At 67.9% G+C, this 18,603-nt stretch carries 18 protein-coding genes and 1 pseudogene; 17 read left to right on the top strand and 2 right to left on the bottom strand.

Annotated elements, in window-relative coordinates:
- Window positions 1-42 precede the first annotated feature (42 nt).
- The 15 genes and pseudogenes from crcB (at window position 43) to XAN126_RS0119250 (ending at window position 14,810) form a co-directional block, all read left to right on the top strand.
- Complete coding sequence (crcB, locus tag XAN126_RS0119180) at window positions 43-531, top strand: fluoride efflux transporter CrcB (protein ID WP_245272293.1); 489 nt, start codon at window positions 43-45, stop codon at window positions 529-531.
- Between the two features lie 273 nt (window positions 532-804).
- Window positions 805-1,911 (top strand): annotated as a pseudogene (locus XAN126_RS0119185) (cupin domain-containing protein); the annotation flags it as partial.
- A gap of 212 nt (window positions 1,912-2,123) precedes the next feature.
- Window positions 2,124-2,774: a DUF1275 family protein gene (locus tag XAN126_RS0119190; protein ID WP_024280185.1), complete on the top strand. Its 651-nt coding sequence runs from the start codon at window positions 2,124-2,126 to the stop codon at window positions 2,772-2,774.
- A 156-nt stretch (window positions 2,775-2,930) separates the two neighbouring features.
- Window positions 2,931-4,157: an ABC transporter substrate-binding protein gene (locus XAN126_RS0119195; protein WP_024280186.1), complete on the top strand. Its 1,227-nt coding sequence runs from the start codon at window positions 2,931-2,933 to the stop codon at window positions 4,155-4,157.
- 50 nt (window positions 4,158-4,207) lie between these two features.
- Window positions 4,208-5,191: an amidohydrolase family protein gene (locus tag XAN126_RS0119200; protein ID WP_024280187.1), complete on the top strand. Its 984-nt coding sequence runs from the start codon at window positions 4,208-4,210 to the stop codon at window positions 5,189-5,191.
- Between the two features lie 30 nt (window positions 5,192-5,221).
- Window positions 5,222-6,763 carry an aldehyde dehydrogenase gene (locus XAN126_RS0119205; RefSeq protein WP_024280188.1) on the top strand — a complete coding sequence of 514 codons (1,542 nt, stop codon included), beginning with the start codon at window positions 5,222-5,224 and terminating at the stop codon, window positions 6,761-6,763.
- Window positions 6,764-6,802: 39 nt separating this feature from the next.
- Complete coding sequence (locus XAN126_RS0119210) at window positions 6,803-7,654, top strand: branched-chain amino acid ABC transporter permease (RefSeq protein ID WP_024280189.1); 852 nt, start codon at window positions 6,803-6,805, stop codon at window positions 7,652-7,654.
- A complete protein-coding gene (locus XAN126_RS0119215) occupies window positions 7,651-8,640 on the top strand; it encodes a branched-chain amino acid ABC transporter permease (protein ID WP_245272294.1) in 990 nt (329 codons plus the stop codon). Before XAN126_RS0119210 ends, XAN126_RS0119215 begins: the two co-directional genes overlap by 4 nt.
- Window positions 8,637-9,374, top strand: a complete 738-nt coding sequence (locus tag XAN126_RS0119220; RefSeq protein WP_024280191.1) for an ABC transporter ATP-binding protein — start codon at window positions 8,637-8,639, stop codon at window positions 9,372-9,374. The genes XAN126_RS0119215 and XAN126_RS0119220 overlap by 4 nt, the downstream gene beginning before the upstream one ends.
- Window positions 9,364-10,086: an ABC transporter ATP-binding protein gene (locus XAN126_RS0119225; protein WP_024280192.1), complete on the top strand. Its 723-nt coding sequence runs from the start codon at window positions 9,364-9,366 to the stop codon at window positions 10,084-10,086. The genes XAN126_RS0119220 and XAN126_RS0119225 overlap by 11 nt, the downstream gene beginning before the upstream one ends.
- A 176-nt stretch (window positions 10,087-10,262) precedes the next feature.
- On the top strand, window positions 10,263-10,880 hold the full coding sequence (locus XAN126_RS0119230; RefSeq protein ID WP_348550916.1) for a TetR/AcrR family transcriptional regulator: 618 nt from the start codon (window positions 10,263-10,265) through the stop codon (window positions 10,878-10,880).
- A gap of 239 nt (window positions 10,881-11,119) precedes the next feature.
- Window positions 11,120-12,352 (top strand): FAD binding domain-containing protein, encoded by a 1,233-nt coding sequence (locus tag XAN126_RS0119235; RefSeq protein ID WP_024280194.1) that lies wholly within the window; start codon window positions 11,120-11,122, stop codon window positions 12,350-12,352.
- Window positions 12,349-12,705 carry a DUF485 domain-containing protein gene (locus XAN126_RS0119240; RefSeq protein ID WP_024280195.1) on the top strand — a complete coding sequence of 119 codons (357 nt, stop codon included), beginning with the start codon at window positions 12,349-12,351 and terminating at the stop codon, window positions 12,703-12,705. The genes XAN126_RS0119235 and XAN126_RS0119240 overlap by 4 nt, the downstream gene beginning before the upstream one ends.
- Window positions 12,702-14,366 (top strand): cation/acetate symporter ActP, encoded by a 1,665-nt coding sequence (gene actP / locus XAN126_RS0119245; protein ID WP_024280196.1) that lies wholly within the window; start codon window positions 12,702-12,704, stop codon window positions 14,364-14,366. The genes XAN126_RS0119240 and actP overlap by 4 nt, the downstream gene beginning before the upstream one ends.
- Before the next feature lie 90 nt (window positions 14,367-14,456).
- Window positions 14,457-14,810 carry a hypothetical protein gene (locus XAN126_RS0119250; RefSeq protein ID WP_197024127.1) on the top strand — a complete coding sequence of 118 codons (354 nt, stop codon included), beginning with the start codon at window positions 14,457-14,459 and terminating at the stop codon, window positions 14,808-14,810.
- A gap of 97 nt (window positions 14,811-14,907) precedes the next feature.
- Here the strand turns inward: XAN126_RS0119250 and XAN126_RS0119255 are convergent, their stop codons facing one another.
- The gene (locus tag XAN126_RS0119255) at window positions 14,908-15,195 is read right to left on the bottom strand and encodes a hypothetical protein (RefSeq protein WP_024280198.1); all 288 of its coding nucleotides are present in this window, start codon (window positions 15,193-15,195) and stop codon (window positions 14,908-14,910) included.
- 254 nt (window positions 15,196-15,449) lie between these two features.
- A complete protein-coding gene (locus tag XAN126_RS27305) occupies window positions 15,450-15,998 on the bottom strand; it encodes a helix-turn-helix domain-containing protein (protein ID WP_024280199.1) in 549 nt (182 codons plus the stop codon).
- A gap of 434 nt (window positions 15,999-16,432) precedes the next feature.
- Here XAN126_RS27305 and XAN126_RS0119265 point away from each other — a divergent pair, with 434 nt between their 5' ends.
- Window positions 16,433-17,932, top strand: coding sequence for an ATP-binding protein (locus XAN126_RS0119265; protein ID WP_081762858.1), 1,500 nt, complete (start codon window positions 16,433-16,435; stop codon window positions 17,930-17,932).
- 11 nt (window positions 17,933-17,943) lie between these two features.
- Window positions 17,944-18,582, top strand: a complete 639-nt coding sequence (locus XAN126_RS0119270; protein ID WP_024280201.1) for a response regulator transcription factor — start codon at window positions 17,944-17,946, stop codon at window positions 18,580-18,582.
- Window positions 18,583-18,603 lie beyond the last annotated feature (21 nt).

Raw genomic sequence — 18,603 nt, forward strand, 5'->3', positions numbered from 1 at the left:
GTCCCGCCAGTCGATGGTTCAGGCGCCGGACACGGATGTAGAATGTCCGCCTTCGCCTGCCCGTGGAATGCTTTCCACATCGATCGCGCCGGCAACGCGCAGATCGGCTTCCCGGCGAGGTGGACAATGCTTCTTTATACTTACGTTGCGCTTGGCGGCGCACTCGGGTCCATCCTGCGCTTCGGATTGAACCGCTGGTTCACCCTCTTGTTCGGCAGCGCCCTGCCCTGGGGGACCATTCTCATCAACATCGCCGGCTCATTCATCATCGGCGCACTCGCGGCGACCTTCCAGCGCGCCGGGTCGTCCACGCCGAACGACGTCCGCCAGTTCCTGCTGGCCGGCCTGTGCGGCGGCTTCACCACGTTCTCGTCCTTCAGCCTCCAGACGCTCGACCTGCTCCAGGCAGGCGAGCCCGGGCGCGCGGCGCTCAATGTGGGCCTGTCGGTGACGCTCGGCCTGACCGCGGTTGCACTGGGCTTCATGCTTCCGGGCGCCGTCGCCACGGTCTCGCGAAGCGTCGGTGCGTGAAGATCCCGGCGGCGGGCTCCCATACCAGCATATGACCTCGCCATACCAAGTCCGCACCGCAACTTCCCCACGTCTTATGGCGAACTCAGCGCATCAGACGGCAGTCTACAGCGATATTCGACGGCACGCTTCGAGGTGCGAAGCAACGCCGCGCGTTTTTCTCAGGCAAATCATAAAGGAGCAGCCATGACCACGTCCGACAACCCGCCCACCGGGTTCTACAGCGCCCTCGCCTAGGAAACCGCCACTGCCGAGCGCGATGTCTCAGCGAGCAATCCCGGGCCGAAGAACCGCGCCCTGATGGCGATCAACCCCAATTCGGATATGCCCCCGCCCACCGATCACGGCGTGGTCGAGCCCTTCTGGTACTCCTTCGATCTCACCCATCGCCGCATCCAGGACGGCGGCTGGACCCATCAGGTCACTTCCCGCGAGCTTCCGGTCTCCAAGGACATCGCGGGCGTCAACATGCGGCTGACCCGTGGCAGCTTCCGCGAGCTTCACTGGCACCTCGCGGATGAGTGGGCGATCATGCTCTCCCGCCGGGCGCGCGTGACGGTTTTCACGCCGGACGGCGCCATGTTCGTGGACGACGTGGGCGAAGGCGACCTCTGGCTCTTCCCTGCCGGCGCGCCGCATTCCATCCAGGCCCTCGGCGAGGACGGCTGCGAGTTCCTCCTCGTCTTCAACCAGGGTGATTTTTCCGAAGAAAGCACGCTGCTTCTGTCCGACTGGCTCAAGCACACCCCGCCGGAGATACTGGCGAAAAACTTCGGCCTTGACGCCGAGGCCATCGCCCGCCTGCCCAAGGGCGAGCCCCTCTACATCTTCTCCGCCGAGGAACCGACCAACACGCTCGCGCAGGACATTGCCGAAGTGGCGCGCCACGCCGAGACGCCGAACGCGTCCTACACCTTCAAGGCGAGCACCATGACGCCCACGCGGGAGAGCGCTTCGGGCACCGTGAAGGTGATCGATTCCCGTAACTTCCCGGCCTCGCAGAAGATCGCATCCGCCATCGTCACCGTGAAGCCGGGCTGCATGCGCGAGCTGCACTGGCACCCCAACGGCAGCGAATGGCAATACTGGATCAAGGGGCGCGGCCGCATGACGGTGTTCCCCGGCCAGGAGGCCGCCCGCACGATGGATTTCAGATCCAACGACGTGGGCTTCGTGCAAAACATGGCCGGCCATTACATCGAGAATACGGGTGACGAGGATCTAGTGTTCCTGGAACTGTTCGTGGCCCCGGAGTTCCGCGACATCTCGCCGAACCGATGGCTGCGCGCGCTGCCGGAGCAGGTGGTGATGGACCACACCCACCTCACGGCTGAGGACATCCGCAAGATTCCCACCGGCCACCACCCCCTCCTTCCGTGACCCGAAAGGATGACCGGCGGTCTTCGGACCGCCGGCCGCCCCGTGCCTTGGGGCCGCCGTGCACAGACGGGCGGCAGTAACAGCTCGATCCCGCCAGGTCTTCGCCCCCCCCGTCCGAATAAATCCGCGAGGACGCAATGATGCTTTCTGCTCATCCGCCATCCCCGTCAGTCAGGCCATTCCCGGCGACTCCGGCGCTGCTGACATCCCCAATGGCCACTGCCGCGCCGCTCGATCTCGCCCATCCGGCGGCTTTCGGGGCGCTCCTCACGGCCAGCGCCGGATTTCTCGACGTTGTCGCCTATGTGACATTCAGCCATCTCTACGTTTCCTTCATGAGCGGGAACAACATTCACCTTGGAATGTCTCTCGCGACATTGCGCGTTTCTGATATCGCAGCCATCAGCGGGGTCGTCGCGGCGTTCGTCTTCGGCGCGGCGGCCGGGACGCTGCTTCAGGATCACGCGGGCCCGCGCCACCTACCGCTCGCACTGGGCATCGAAGCCGGACTTCTCCTCATCGCCGCCGCCGCGTCCAGCGTCACGCACTCCACGCTCTGCCTTCTGCCGGTCGCGATGGCCATGGGCCTGCAGAACGTGCTGCACCAGATGTCGGGTAAGACTTCCGTCGGCAAGGGCTTCGTCAGCGGCGCGCTGGTGCACCTCGGCCAATCCATCGCCCGGCTGCGTTCGCGAGAGCCGGATCCCTCCGGCACGACGACCCTTTTTGTGGGCTGGATGGCCTTCGTCGCCGGCGCGGCCGGCGGGGCGCTTCTGATCGTGCCGCTCGGCCTCGTCGCCTGCCTGCTGCTCGCAGCGGCTGTTCTGGTGGCGCTTCTGATAGCCGATTTCCTCTTTTATTGAAGTCTCTTGCACGTTCCATCGCGCTGCCGACAGAAGACGCTCCACGCCGCGCCACGGCGCCGCCGCGTCGCATCTCGTCGCGAACCGCCTTGACGCAGATCACCTCCCATGCGAATAGTGATCGAACGATAAATAAAAATCGTCCGGGAGGATTACATGATCTCAAGGAGAGGATTCCTGGGAGCGACGGCGGCTGCCGTCTCCTATGGCGCGCTGCCCGCAATGGCCCAGCAACAGCCCATTCGCATCGGCATGCTCACGATCAAATCCGGCGCCCTGGCCGCCGGGGGCCGGCAGATGGAGGACGGCTTCCGACTGTTCCTGCGGGAGCGTGGAGACCGCGTCGCCGGGCGGCCCGTGGAATTCATCGTGGCCGACACGGGCGGCCAGCCGGCGCTTGCCAAGACGCGGGCGCAGGAGCTGGTGCAGCGCTCGGGCGTGCAGATGGTGGTGGGGCCGGTCGCGGCTTTCGAGGCTCTGGCGATCAACGATTACTTGCAAGAGGCGGAGATTCCCTTCCTGTGCTGCTCGGCTGCTGCGGAAGATCTCACCCAGCGCCGCCTGAACCCCTGGTTCGTGCGCACCTCCTCCACCTCCGCCCAGCCGTGCCATCCGCTTGGCGACTATGTGGCGCGGGAGCTCCAGTACAAGAAGATCGTCGCCATCGCCGATGATTTCGCCTTCGGCCAGGAGCAGACATCAGGTTTCCAGAGGACGTTCGAGGCGGCCGGCGGCACCCTCGTGAAGAAATTGTGGGCGCCCCTGAATGTCGCGGACTATGGCTCCTACATTTCGCAGATCGGCGAGCCCGATGCCGTCTTCGCCGCCTTCGCCGGTGCCAACGGCCTGCGCTTCCTGCGGCAGTATTCGGAGTATGGCCTGAAGGGAAAGATCCCGCTGGTCGGCTCCATGACTACAGTGGATGAGGGCGTGCTGCACAGCATGGGTGATGAGGCCATCGGCATCATCTCCGCTGGCTGGTATTCCGCCGCTCTGCCCGGCGAGGCTAACGCGCGCTTCGTAGACGCGCTGCGCAAACAGACGGGCGTCGATCCCGGCTTCTATTCAGAAGGCGCCTATTCGGCCGGCCTCGCGCTGGAGGCCGCGCTGAAGGCGGTGGATGGCAAGATCGAGGACAAGCAGGCATTCATGAATGCCCTGCGCAAGGTCGACATCAAGGACGATCCGCGCGGACCGTGGCGGCTCGACAGCTACGGGAACCCCATCGAGAACATCTACATCCGCAAGACGGAACGTCGCGACGGACGGCTGATGAATACGGTGATCAAGACCTACGAGAACGTCTCGCAGTTCTGGACCTACAAGCCGGAAGCCTTCCTCGCCGCCCCGGTCTACTCGCGCAGCGAGCCCACCAGGCTCTGAGCGCGCGCCGCCCCGCGCCCCCCTGCCCACACTCTTGCGAGCACGGTTCCATGATCGTCGACGCCCATAACCACGTCATGCCGGAGGCCATCATCCGGCACCTCGAAAGCCGCGAGGATCTGTTCGGCGTCCGGGTCGACCGCGCAGAAGGCGCGACACGCCTCGCCCATCGCGAAGGCTTCGCCTATCCCCTGTTCGAGGAGTTTCTCACCCCCGCCGCGAAGGTTGAGGCGCTGGACCGGCGCGGCCTTGATGCCGCGATCATCTCGCCCTCGCCCACTTTGTTCTTCTACCGCGTTCCGCCGCAGGCGGAGGCGGAGTTCGTGCGGCGCCTGAACGACGAGATCGCGACCTTCGCCGCCGCCGCCCCCCAGCGACTGCGGCCCATGGGCACCCTGCCCATGCAGTCGCCAGACGCCGCAGTCGCCGAGCTTGAGTGCATCGTCTCCGACCTCGGCATGCGCGCGGTAATGATCGGCTGCCACATCGACGGCGCCGCGCTCTCCGAGCCGAAATTCCGCCCCGTCCTGCGGCGTGCGGCGGAGCTCGGCGTGCTCATCCTTACCCATCCCTATTACTTCGGAGCCAAGCCCGGTTTCGAGAAATACTACCTCACGAACCTTGCCGGAAATCCGCTCGACACCGCCATCATGGCGGCAGACCTGATTTTTGGCGGGGTGATGGAGGAGCTTCCCGACCTGAAGGTCGCGCTCTCCCATGGCGGCGGCTTCCTGCCCTATCAGATCGGCCGGCTCGTCCACGGCTGGAAGGTGCGGCGCGAGGCGCAGACCATCGCGACCTCGCCCAAGGAGCTGTTCCGGCGCTTCTATTTCGACACCATCACCCATGATGCCGGGGCGCTCGCCTATCTCATCGATCTCGTCGGGCCGGAGCATGTGCTGCTCGGCACCGATATTCCCTTCGACATGGCGGACGAGACCGCGCTGGACACGCTCGATGCCGTGCCCGGCCTCTCCGCCGATGCGCGCGCCCGCATCACCGGCCTCAACGCCTGGGCACTGACCGGCGGCTGACCGCCGCTTCCCGACCCAACGGAGACACACATGGCACTCACCCCGAAACCGGCTTCGGCCGGAACGCCCCGTCACGACCTCATCAAGGGCCTGTTCATCGACGGCCGCATGGTCGATCCCGGCCCGCGCGCGCTCATGAACATCACCGCCCCGCGCGACGGCACCACCATCGCGCGGGTGATCGAGGCAAGTGCGGAGGATGTGGACCGCGCCGTCGCCAGCGCCGACGCGGCGTTCCGCTCCAAGGAGTGGCGCGGAATGTCCGTACGCACCCGGGCGCGGCTGGTGAACAAGCTCGCCGACGTGATGGAGGCCCATCTCGACGAGCTGTTCGAGCTGGAGACGCTGAACAACGGCCGCCCGGTGCGCGAGACCCGCGCCCAGCTCGCCCGCGTGCCCGACCTCTTCCGCTACAATGCCGGCCTCGCCATGGCGCGGCGCGACGATGTGATCCCGGTGGAGGGCGACTATCTCACCTACGCCCGCCGCCTGCCGGTGGGGGTGGTGGCCAATGTGACGCCCTTCAACCACCCGCTGCTGATTGCCTGCCGCAACCTCGCCCCGACCTTCGCCTCCGGCTGCACCACCGTGGTGAAGCCGTCCGAATACACGCCTCTGACAACGCTGCGCCTCGCCGAGATCTTCTCGGAAGCCGGCCTGCCGCCGGGCGTGTTCAACGTGGTGACCGGCCCCGGCGCCGTCACCGGCCGGGCGCTGTCGGAGCATCCCGGCATCCGCAAGCTGGTGCTCACCGGCGGCACGGAAGCCGGACGCCGGGCGGGTGCGGCCGCCGCCAGCAATTTCGCGCGCCAGACGCTGGAGCTGGGCGGCAAAACGCCGGTGGTGGTGTTCGACGATTTCGACCTCGACCAGGCGGTGAACTATGCCGCGTTCGGGGCCTTCGTGGGCGCCGGGCAGACCTGCGTCTGCGCCGCGCGGCACATCGTGCAGCGCTCCATTTACGATGCGTTCGTCGAGAAGCTCGCCGCCAAGGCCAAGGCCATCGCCGTCGGCGACCCCTTCGATGCCGCGACCCAGATGGGGCCGGTGATCTCCGAGCGGCAGCGGGCGCGGGTGCTGGCCTTTGCCCGCATCGGCCTCGAGGAAGGCGCGTGGCTGGTGGCGGGCGGGCGCGTGCCGCCAGCGCTCGAAGGCAGCCACGGCTTCTATGTGGAGCCCACCGTCTTCGCCGACGTGGACCCGCGCATGCGCATCTTCCAGGAGGAGGTGTTCGGCCCGTTCACGGTGGTGACGCCGTTCGACACAGAGGACGATGCCGTGCGCATCGCCAACGACAGCCCCTACGGCCTCGCCGCCGCCATCCGCACCCGCGACATCGCCCGCGCCCACCGCGTCGCGGACCGGATCGAAGCCGGCATTGTCTGGATCAACGATCATCACCGGGTAGACGCGGCCTCCCCCTGGGGCGGGTTCAAGCTCTCCGGCATCGGCCGCGAGTTCGGGAAGGAGGCGTTCGACGCCTATTTCGACGTGAAGGCGGTGATGGTCAACGTCGGCGACCAGCCGTTCGACTGGTTCGACATGAGCGCCCCCACCCAACGGCTGAACTGAAACCACCCGCCCCCGCGGCGGCCCCTGGAGGTGGCCTCCATGTTCTGGATCAACGGTTTCCTGAACAGTTTCGCGTTCGGCGCGATCCTGTTCCTGCTGGCGGTCGGGTTTTCCCTGATCTTCGGCCTCATGCGGGTCGCGAACCTCGCCCACGGCGCCCTGTTCATGCTGGGCGGCTACATCGCCACCTCGGCGGTGGGTCTCGGGTTCGCGGGGGCGGTGCTGGTGGCCGGGGCGGCGTGCGCCGTGTTCGGCGGCATCCTCGAGCGCACGCTCATCCGCCGGCTGGCGGGGCGCGAGCTGGCGCAGGTGCTGGGCACGCTCGGCCTCGCCTTCATCATCGCCGACCAGTGCCTGCTGGTGTGGTCGGGCGATCCCATCGCCCAGCCGGCGCCGGAGGCGCTGCGCGGCGCCGTCGGGTTCGGCGGCATCGTCTTCCCCGCCTATCGGCTGGCGCTGGTGGCGCTGGCTCTGGTGGCGTTCGTCGGCATCTGGGCGCTGGTGGAGCGCACCACCCTGGGTGCCCGCATCCGCGCGGCGGTGGACGACCGGGAGATGGCGCGGGCCATGGGCATTCCCGTCTCGCGTCTGTTCACCACCGTGTTCTGCCTCGGCGCCGGGCTCGCCGGCGTCGGCGGGGCGCTCGCGGCGCCCATCATGTCGGTCTATCCGGGCCTTGATTCCGAAATGCTTCCGCTGGCGCTGCTCGTGGTCATCCTCGGCGGCATTGGCTCCCTCGCGGGGGCGCTGGCGGGCAGCCTCGTCATCGGCCTCGTCTACACTTTCGGGCAGATGCTTCTGCCCGATCTCGCCTACGTCATTCTGTTCCTGCCCATGGTGGTGGTGCTCGCCGTGCGGCCCCAGGGCTTCTTCGGGAGGCAAGCGGCATGAAAAGCCCCGGCATGAAGACCCTCGGCATCCTCCTGCTCTGCGCGGCGGCGGTTCCCCTTGTGCTGCCCGGTCCCTTCTATCTCTCCATCGCCACGCAGGTTCTCGTCTACGGCCTGTTCGCGGTGAGCGTGAACCTCATCGCCGGCTATTGCGGCATGGTCTCGCTGGGCCATGCGGCCTTCCTCGGCATCGCCGGCTATACCTTCGCGCTGCTGACCACCAGCACCGGCTGGCCGCTCTGGGCGGCGATCCCGGCGGCGGTGGCGCTGTCGGTGGCGGCGGGCGCGCTGTTCGGGCTCGTGGCGCTGCGCACCTCGGGCCTGAGCTTCCTGATGATTACGCTCGCTTTGGGGCAGATCGTCTGGGGCGTGGCCTTCCGCTACGTGGACCTCACCAACGGCGAGAACGGCATTTCCATGCCCCGCTTCCAGGGGCTGCTGGCCAACGGCACGGGGCTTTACTACCTGTGCCTCGCGGTGACGGCGAGCTGCCTCGCGCTCGTCACCATCCTTGCCGGCTCGCCGCTCGGCGCCTCCATGCAGGGCGTGCGCGACCAGCCGCGGCGCATGAGCACGCTGGGCTATGACGTGTGGCGCATCCGCTATGCGGCCTATGTGCTCTCCGCCGGCATCGCAGGCATCGCCGGCGTGCTCTACATGCTGCTGTTCCGCTTCATCAGCCCGCACACGCTTTCGCTGACGGTCTCGTCGGAAGCGGTTCTGATGGTGATTGCCGGCGGGCTCGGCACCACCTTCGGCCCCATCGTCGGTGCGGCGCTGGTGGTGCTGCTGAAGAATGTCGCCAGCGCCTATACGGATCGCTGGCCGACGCTGCTCGGCCTCATCTTCCTCTTCATCATCGTGGTGGTGCCCGAAGGCCTCCTGCCCGGCGCGCGGCGGCTGATGCGGACCTTCGGCAGCCGCCTGGCCACGCGGCGTGGCCCGACTCCGATCCCCGCCACCCCCATCAAGGAGGCCCGCCCGTGACAGCACTCCGGATCGACGATCTGCACAAGAGCTTCGGTGGCCTCCACGTCATCCAGGGCGTGAACTTCACCGTGGAGCCGGGCGAGCGGCGCCTCCTGCTCGGCCCGAACGGCGCGGGAAAGACCACGCTGTTCAACCTGATCGCCGGCGATCTCAGGCCCACCGCCGGACAGATCCGCCTCGCCGACGAGGATGTGTCGGACCTGCCCACCTTCCGGCGCGCGGCGCGCGGCATCGGCCGCACGTTCCAGATCCTCACCCTGTTCGCCCGCGAGAGCGTGATCGGCAACGTCATCATGGCCCTGTTGGGCGGACGGCCGCAGCGCTGGAAGCCCTATGGCGCTGTGGCGACGGACCCCGCCTTGCGGCGCGAGGCGCTCGACGTTCTGGCGCGGGTGCGGCTCGACACGCTCGCCGACCGGCCGGTCTCGGAGACCTCCTACGGCGAGAAGCGCCGGCTGGAGATCGCCATGGCGCTGGCGCAGGCGCCGCGCATCCTCCTGCTGGACGAGCCGCTCGCCGGCCTGTCGAAGGAGGAGCGCGGGACGGTGAGCGCCCTTCTCGCCGAACTGCCGCGCGACCTCACCATCCTCATGATCGAGCACGACATGGATGTCGCGCTCGCCTTCGCCGAAAAGATCGCCCTCCTGCACTATGGCCGCCTGATCGTGGACGGCACGCGCGAGGAGGTGATCGCGGACCCGAGGACCAGGGAGGCCTATCTTGCCCAGTGACGCCGCGCTCTCGCTCTCGGCCCTCAACGCCTTCTACGGCGACAGCCACATCCTGCACGACGTCTCGCTGGAGGTGGCGCCGGGGCGCATCCTCGCCTTGCTCGGCCGCAACGGTGCGGGCAAGACCACCTGCATGAATGCCCTCGCCGGCCTGCTCCCCACCCGCACCGGGCGGATCGTGCTCAATGGGCGGGACATCTCCGGCTGCTCGCCCGAGGCCATCTGCCGGGCCGGGCTCGCGCTGGTGCCGCAGGGTCGGCGCATCTTCCGCAGCCTCAGCGTGGAGGAGAACCTTGCGGTCGCCCGCTGCCCCCGGCCGCCGGACGGGCGGGTGGCGTGGACGGACGAGGACATCTACGGCCTCTTCCCCCGTCTTAGGGAGCGGCGTCGGCATCCGGCCGGGCTCATGTCCGGCGGCGAGCAGCAGATGCTGGCCATCGGCCGGGCGCTGGTGACCGCGCCGCGCGTGCTGCTGATGGACGAGCCAACGGAAGGCCTCGCGCCGCAGATCGTCGCCGAGGTGGGCGCCATCGTCGGCCGGCTGCGGGCCGCCGGGCTTTCGGTGATCCTGGTGGAGCAGCACATGGCCTTCGCCCTGAAGCTCGCCGACGAGGTGGTGGTCATCAGCACCGGGCGGGTGGTGGACAAGGCACCGGCGGCGGCCTTCCAGGCCGATCCGGCCCGGCTGGAGGAGCATCTGGGCGTCCACTGACGGCCTGACAGAAACGGCACCTGACCTTCCGGCATCTCGTCGCAGGGTGATGAATCGCACGCGAGCCGTGCTAGGATTGATCGTCCGATAAAGACCGGGTGCCCCCATTGCCGTCCTCAAAAGCCCCCTCCCCCCAGCGTCGTCGCCTTTCCCCTGCGGATCGGGAGCGGGATATCGTGGCGGGGGCCGTGGCCTTCTTCGCCGAATTCGGCTTCGACGGGGCGACGCGGGATCTGGCTCAGCGGCTCGGCATCACCCAGCCCCTGCTCTACCGCTACTTTCCCGGCAAGGATGCGCTGCTCGACCGGGTCTACCAGGAGGTTTACCAGAGCCGCTGGCAGAGCGAGTGGGAAACCGCCATCGCCGACCGCTCCATCCCCATCGAGGAGCGCCTGAAGCGCTTCTACCGGGCGTATGCCGCCGTCATCCAGACCTACGAATGGGTGCGGTTGTTCATGTTCGCCGGGCTCAAGGGCCTCGACTTCAACAGCCGCTATCTCGCCTTCCTGCGGGCCCGGCTGTTCGAGCGCATGGTCATCGAGATCCGCGCCTCCAGCGGCCTCGACGAGACCGCCCCGGTGAGCGAGGAAGAGATCGAGCTCATCTGGTCGCTGCACGCGGGAATCTTCTACATCGGCGTGCGCAAGTTCATCTACGGCATGCCCATCCCCGCCGATCCCGAGGCCGACATCGACGTGAAGGTCAACGCCTTCCTGAACGGCGCCCCGGCGGCCTTCGCCTCGGTCATCGGCCCGGCCAAGCCGGCGCGCAAGAAAGCCGCGACGCGGAAATAATCAATTGATAAATTAATTTGACGCCGGTCAAATTCCGCGTCACTATCTATCATCCGATAAATAATCGGACGGCGTCGCCCAGCCCGGCACAGACCGGCCAACGGCGATCCGACGCGACCACACGCAGGCTCGCGCGGGCCGGCCCTCGCACAGGCGAGCGGCCTGCCGCCTTTCAGGAGCCGAGGGAGGACACCATGCCAACGAACACCCCCGCCGCAGGTCCGGCGGAGCGCCCCGCCATGCGCGCCGCGAAGCCCAAGCGTGCCGTCATCATCGGCGGCTCCATCTGCGGCCTCTTCGCCGCGCTCCTGCTGCGCAAGGCCGGCTGGGACGTGGCCGTCTTCGAGCGCATCGGCAGCGAGCTCGCCGGCCGCGGCGCCGGCATCGTCACCCATCCCGAGCTGTTCGACGTCATTGGCAAGACCGGCCTCGATGTCACCGGAGCGCGGGTGGGCGTGGGCGTCAGCGGACGGCGGGTGTTCGGGCCGGACGGGCGGATCACCGACCAGCTCGACCTGCCGCAGGTTCTCACCTCCTGGGGTCACCTCTACCGCCTGCTGCGCTCCGCTCTGCCGGACGACAGCTACCACCACGGCCGCAACCTCGTGCGCGTCGAGGACGGCGCCGAGCGCGTGCGCGCGCACTTCGCCGATGGCGCGGTGGAGGAAGCCGACCTGCTGGTGGGCACGGACGGCCTCTTCTCCACCGTGCGCGCCGCCTTCCTGCCGGATACCAAGCCCACCTATGCGGGCTATGTGGCCTGGCGCGGGCTGGTGGACGAGAGTGCGCTTTCGCCGGAAACCCGCGCTGCCCTCTGCGGCCACTTCTCCTTCAGCCTGCCCCCCGGCGAGCAGATGCTCGGCTATCCCGTCGCCGGCGCGGACGAGCAGCTCGACGAAGGGCACCGACGCTACAATTTCGTCTGGTATCGCCCCGCCGCCAGCGACGGGCAGCTCGCCGAGCTGCTGACCGACGTGGACGGCACGCGGCATCCCCTCTCCATTCCCCCGCACCTCATCCGGCCCGAGGTGGTGGCGGGCATGCGGGCGGATGCGCACAGCCTGCTGGCGCCCCAGTTCGCCGAGGTAGTGGAGCGCACGCAGCAGCCCTTCCTGCAGGCGATCCAGGATCTGGAGAGCCCGCGCCTGCGCCTCTCCTCCCATGTGGTGATCCTCGGTGATGCCGCTTTCGTCGCCCGCCCTCATGTGGGTATGGGCGTGACCAAGGCCGCCGCCGATGCCGCCGCCCTCGCCGCTGCCCTCGCCGACAGTACGGACGTGGAAGCGGCGCTGGCCGCCTTCGAGGCCAAACGCCTCGCCTTCGGCCGCGCCGTGGTGCAGCGGGCACGGCATCTCGGGGCCTATATGCAGGCGCAGATTCTCGACGAGGAGCAGCGCGCCCGCGCCGAGCGGCACCGGCACCCTGACGCCGTGATGAGCGAAACCGCCGTCGCCACGGGGCTTGCCGCATGAAGCCCGACGGCGCCTTCCCCCCTCGCCCGCACGCGCGGCCGCTCGATGCCGCCGCGCGCATCGAGGCAATCCGGCAGAACCCCAACTTCCGCCGCCTCGCCGCCATCCGCGCCCGGCTCGGCCTTTCCATGGCCGCGCTGATGTCGACGCTCTATTTCGCTTACATCCTCACCGTGGCGCTGAAGCCCAGCGCCCTCGGCACGCCGGTGTTGCCCGATGCGGTCTCCACCTGGGGGATCGTCGCCGGTGTCAGCCTGCTCGGCCTCGGCTTCGTGCTGACGGCCATCTACGTCGCCGTCGCCAACCGCACCTTCGACCGCCTCACCCAGAACCTCAGGGAGGACGTGCATTGAGATGGACTCCGCTCGTCCGCGCGGCCCCCGCCGCCCTCACCTTCGCGCTCGCCTGCGCCGCGAGCCCGGCCTGGGCTGCCGGCGCCATCGAAAGCGGCACCCGCCAGCCCATCAATCCGGTGGCGATCAGCCTCTTCCTGCTGTTCGTCGCGGTAAGCCTCGGCGTCACCTGGTGGGCAGCCCGCAAGGGCACCGGCGGCGCGCAGGATTATTACGCAGCCGGCGGCGGCCTCAGCGGCTTCAAGAACGGCCTCGCCATCGCCGGCGACTACACCTCCGCCGCGACCTTCCTCGGCGTGACGGCGCTGGTCTATTCCTCCGGCTATGACGGCATGATCTACGCCATCGGGTTCCTCGTGGGCTTCCCGATGATCCTGTTCCTCATCGCCGAGCCGCTGCGCAATCTCGGGCGCTACACCTTCGCCGATGTGGCGGCGTACCGGCTCTCGGAAGTGCCGGTGCGGGTGGTGGCGGCCACCAACACGCTGGTCATCGTGCTGCTCTATCTCATCGCCCAGATGGTGGGGGCGGGCAAGCTCATCGAGCTGCTGTTCGGCCTGCCCTACTGGGTGGCGGTGGGCCTCGTGGGCCTGCTGATGATGGCCTATGTCACCTTCGGCGGCATGCTGGCCACCACCTGGGTGCAGATCATCAAGGCGGTGCTGCTGCTGACAGGCTCGGTGGTGATGTCCCTGCTCATCCTCGGCCATTTCGGCTTCAGCCTGGAGGCGCTGTTCGCCCGTGCCGCGGCGCTGCACCCCAAGGGCGCGGCCATCATGGCGCCGGGCGGGCTGGTGAAGGATCCCATCTCGGCCATCTCGCTGGGCGTCGCCCTCGTGTTCGGCACCGCCGGGCTGCCGCACATCCTCATGCGCTTCTTCACCGTGGCGGATGCCCGGCAGGCGCGCACCTCCGTGCTGGTGGCGACCGGCTTCATCAGCGTCTTCTACACACTGCTGTTCGTGCTCGGATTCGGCGCTATCGCCTTCGTCATGTCCGATCCCAGCTTCAAGGACGCGACCGGCGCTGTGGTGGGCGGCACCAACATGGTGGCACTGCACCTCGCCCACGCGCTCGGCGGCTCGGTGCTGCTCGGCTTCATCTCGGCGGTCGCGTTCGCCACCATCCTCGCGGTGGTGTCCGGCCTCACCATCGCCGGGGCGTCGGCGGCCAGCCACGATCTCTATGCCCGCGTCATCCGGCGCGGCAAGGCCTCGGAGCAGGAGGAGGTGCGGGTCTCCAAGGCGGCGGCGGTGGTCATCAGCCTGCTCGCCATGGCCCTCGGGCTCCTGTTCGAGAACCAGAACATCGCCTTCATGGTGGGCCTCGTCTTCGCCATCGCGGCGAGCGCGAACTTCCCCGTCATCGTGCTGTCGGTGTCCTGGCCCGGCCTGACCACGCGCGGCGCCGTCACCGGCTCGGTGACGGGCCTCGTGGTCGCCCTCGTGCTGGTGGCGCTGAGCCCGAGCGTGTGGACGACGACGCTGAAGCTCGGCCCGGCGCCGTTCCCCTATGACAACCCCGCGCTGTTCTCCGTGCCGCTCGCCTTCCTCCTCTCGATCCTCGTCTCGCTGGCGGATCGCAGCACGGCGGCCCAGCGCGTCCGTGCGGCCTTCGCCGCCCAGCACGTGCGCGCGCAGACCGGCTTCGCGGTGGACTGAAACGCCAGACAAACAGGGAGAAACCCAATGAACATCAGCACCAACCCCACCTACGCCAACATCGAGGCGCCGCTTGCATGGCCCGAGGCCATGCGGGCTGACCTCCACGCCAGCCGCGGCAACGGGCGCGTCGGCAGCCGCCTGGTCTCGCAGAGCGAGCGGGTGAGGGTGTGGCACCTCGCCCTCAAGCCCGGCGAGCGCATCGGCTTCCACACCCATGTGCTCGACTATTTCTGGACAGCGGTGACCGGCGGTCACGCCCGGTCGCATTATGCCGACGGGCGGGTGGCCGAAGTGACCTATGAGGCCGGCGACACCAAGCACCACCATTTCGGCCCGGGCGAGTTCATGATGCATGACCTCACCAATATCGGGGACACCGAACTGGTGTTCACCACCGTCGAGTTCCTGGACAGCGACAACCCGCCGCTGAAGGTCGACTGAATCGCGGGCCGGCCGCTGACCGCAGCGGAACAGACCCGGACAAATAGAAAAGGGGCCGCCAAAGCGGCCCCTTTTTTTGCGTCGCGGACGGCTCGCGTCAGTTGTCGTCGGCGTCGTGGGCCGGGCCCGACTGGGCGTTGCCGGTCGCGAACGGGCGCTCGGAGACATAATAGGGGCCGGGGGTGCCGAAGGCGCTGGGACGCTCGAGCCGGCGCTCCTCGCGGGCCACGGCCGCCGGGGAGGTGGGGAACAGGCTCCCCTGGGCGGAGACCGCATACTGCTCCACGTTCTCCTTCTGGATGGTCGGGTCGGCGAAGGCCGAACCCACGGACGAGACGAGCACCACGGCGACACCGGCGGCGAGGACAGTAGACTTGATGGACATGGCAAGCACTCCGTTGTTGATGAAATCAATTTAGAAGATGCTGCCGAGCACGAATATTATCCCGTGATTTAATCTTTTCATATGCTTCGATAGATCCGTATACGTGGGTATGACCTCCCATCTCCGGAACGAGAGCCGCACCGGACTGCGCCCGTCGCCGGAGCGCCAACGGCCAGAGGCCGGCGCGTTGCCGCACCGGCCTCTGGCCGTTCGGATCGAAAGGAGACGAGCGCGCGTCGCGCCTACGCGCAGTGCTAGGCCTGATGGGCAGAGCCAAGGGCGCGCGGCACCGCCGCGCCGCCGCGTGGCGTGCGGGCCGTCTGTTCCGACCTCCAGCGATGCGGGGTCGTGGCGGCGAAACGTCGGAAGACGGTGGTGAAGTGGGCCTGGGTCTGGAAGCCGACGCTAAAGGCGACCTGCGCCAGCGGCTCATCGCTTTCCATCATGAGCTTCTGGGCGCTCTCCACGCGCAGCCGCAGCAGGTATTCGTGCGGCTTAGCGCCCGTCGAGATGCGGAACTGCGCGGCGAAATGCATCCGGCTGAGTCCCGCAACGCGGGCCATCTCGGCGAGCGTCAAGGCCTCGCAATAGTGCTCCTCCATGAAGGACAGCACCCGCTTGAGGCGCCACGCCACCAGTCCAGCCCGGGCGCGCGCCGGCTTCGGATCCTGCGTCGGCGTGGCGTGCTCATCGGGAGCGGTGTGCGGGGCGAGCAGCCCGAGGCGCAGGACCTCGGCATTGAGGTCCGCATGGGGCTGCGCCGGGAGTACGGCGGCGGCGGATGGCGCGGCATGGAACGACATGCTGGAGACCCCGAATGCTGAAGGGCGGTTCGGCCCAGTTCCTCCGTGCAGCCCGGACCGGCACCGGCGCGTGAGCTGCGGCGCCGAGCCGTTCGGGCAGAAAGACTTGCGCTTCGCCGATTGGAAACCCAGCATCCGCGACCGGCGTTTTTTGCTCCATTCTACTTGGGGTTCAGCGCTCATATGATCGGGTGCGCGCGGGCATACCTTGGTATAGGCGGCTAGACTTTGTGTTTAGCGGGCTTGAGCCGACCGCCCGTTTTTGCTGCACTACTGCCTCACGAGCCGGCAACCACGCCGTTCAAACTGGCAAGATCGAGGTATATGTCGGTGATACCGAAGCACGACGCCGGGCAGCCGGCAGCCGCACAACAGACGTCCGACCGCTGCGCTCCGGCACATCGCCAGGCGCAAACCACACTCTCGAGGGCATGATGTCGGGTCTGGCCGGTCCGTTGTCCAGCAATAGTGCGGATGTCCCCGCCCGGGGGTGGACCGGCTGGGTCCTGGTCGCGCTGCTGTGTCTCTCGATCTTCCTGGTGGATACGCTCTCGCCGCTCGATATGGCCATTGCCGTGCTCTACGTGGTCGTTGTGCTCTTGAGCGCGGGCCTGTTCGGGCGCACGGGACTGCTGGTCGTCGCCGGGGCCTGCGTCATGCTGACGATGCTGAGCTTCGTCATCATGCACGCCACCGACTACAACATCTCCTCCACCATGCGGTGCTTCGTCAGCGTCGCCGCCATCACAGTCACCACCGTTCTCTCGCTGCGCAACCAGCAGGCCACGGGCGCGCTGAGGGAACAGGCCGCGCTGCTCGATCTCTCCCACGATGCCATCTTCGTGCGGAACCCCGCCGACACGATCGTCTACTGGAACCACGGCGCCGAGCAGCTTTACGGCTGGACCCGGGCCGAGGCCCTGGGGCAGCAGGCCGGCGCGCTGCTGAAGACCGTCTTTCCGTCCTCCCGCGCGGACATCATGGGCATCCTGCTCAAGACCGGGCAATGGGAGGGCGAGATCGTCCAGACCACCCGCGACGGGCGCAAGCTCGTCTGCACGAGCCGCTGGTCGCTCCAGCGCGATGCGCGCGGGCGGCCCATGGGCACCATGGAGACCAACCACGACATCACCGAGCGGCAGAAGGCCGAGCAGGAACTGAACCAAGTCCGCAGTGACCTTGCCCATGTCACCCGCGTCAGCACCATGGGCGAACTTACTGCCTCCATCGCCCACGAGGTCAACCAGCCGCTCGCGGCTGTGGTGACCAACGGCGAGGCCTGCCTGCGCTGGCTGCGCCGCCCGGTGGCCGACCTCGGCGAGGCGGAAGCCTCCGTCACCCGCATGATCGCCAACGCCCGCCGCGCGAGCTCGGTGGTGGAGCGGCTGCGCGCCTTCGCCCGGCGCGGAGAACCGCTGCGCGACGCGCTCGACAGCGCCGAGCTGGTGGAGGATTGCGTGCTGCTGCTCGGGCGGGAACTGTCGAACCACCGCGTCCGGCTCGAACTCGCCCTCGCCCCCGACCTGCCGCGCATCGAAGGCGACCGCATCCAACTGCAGCAGGTGCTCATCAATCTGGCCCTCAACGCCATCCAGGCCATGGACGAGGTTCCCGAGGGCCAGCGCGTCCTGAACATCCGCAACGCGCTCGAAACACCGACGTGGTCGATGGATGGCACTGCGGAGCTGACCATTTCCGTGCGCGATACCGGACCGGGGATTGCGCCGGACGTGTTCGCCTCCCTGTTCTCGCCCTTCGTTTCCACGAAGCAGGACGGGATGGGCCTCGGCCTTTCCGTCTCGCGCTCGATCGCGCAGGCCCATGGCGGCCGGATCGACGCCACGCCTCATCCCGAGGGGGGAATGTGCTTCACCCTCACCATGCCCCTTGCGAGCACGCCCCCCTCTTCCAACACCAGGGACATCCGCCCGTGACCAGTCGACCGCTGACCCGCCCGGCGCCGCCCCCGAGCGCTCCCGTCGTGATCGTCGTGGACGATGACGCCAGCCTGCGCGACGCGCTGTCCAGCCTGTTCCGCTCCATCGGCCTCGAGGTGGCGCTCTTCGCTTCCGCCGCCGAGCTTCTGGCCGCCAAGCTGCCGGATGCGCCGCGCTGCCTGGTGCTGGATATCCGCCTGCCCGGCTTGAGCGGGCTCGACTTCCAGGCGCAACTGGCACGCTCGGACATGGAGCTGCCCATCATCTTCATGACCGGGCACGGCGACATTCCCATGAGCGTGCGCGCCATGAAGGCAGGCGCGGTGGACTTCCTCACCAAGCCGTTCCGCGATCAGGACATGCTCGATGCGGTCTCCGCCGCTATCGAGATCGACCGGGGTCGCCGCGCCGAGCGCGCCTCCTCCTCGAAGCTGCGCGCGCTTTACGACACGCTGACCGAGCGCGAGCGGCAAATCATGGCGCTGGTGACCTCCGGCCTTATGAACAAGCAGGTCGCCGCCGAGGTGGGACTGAGCGAAATTACCGTGAAAATTCATCGCGGTAATGTCATGCGCAAGATGGAGGCCCACTCCCTCGCGGATCTGGTCCGGATGGCGGAGGCCCTGGGGCTCAGTGCGAAAAGCTAGAGTTGCAAACGTCTGTATGAT

The organism is Xanthobacter sp. 126 (assembly GCF_000526175.1).
In the GTDB taxonomy this organism is placed as follows: Bacteria; Pseudomonadota; Alphaproteobacteria; order Rhizobiales; family Xanthobacteraceae; genus Xanthobacter; species Xanthobacter aminoxidans.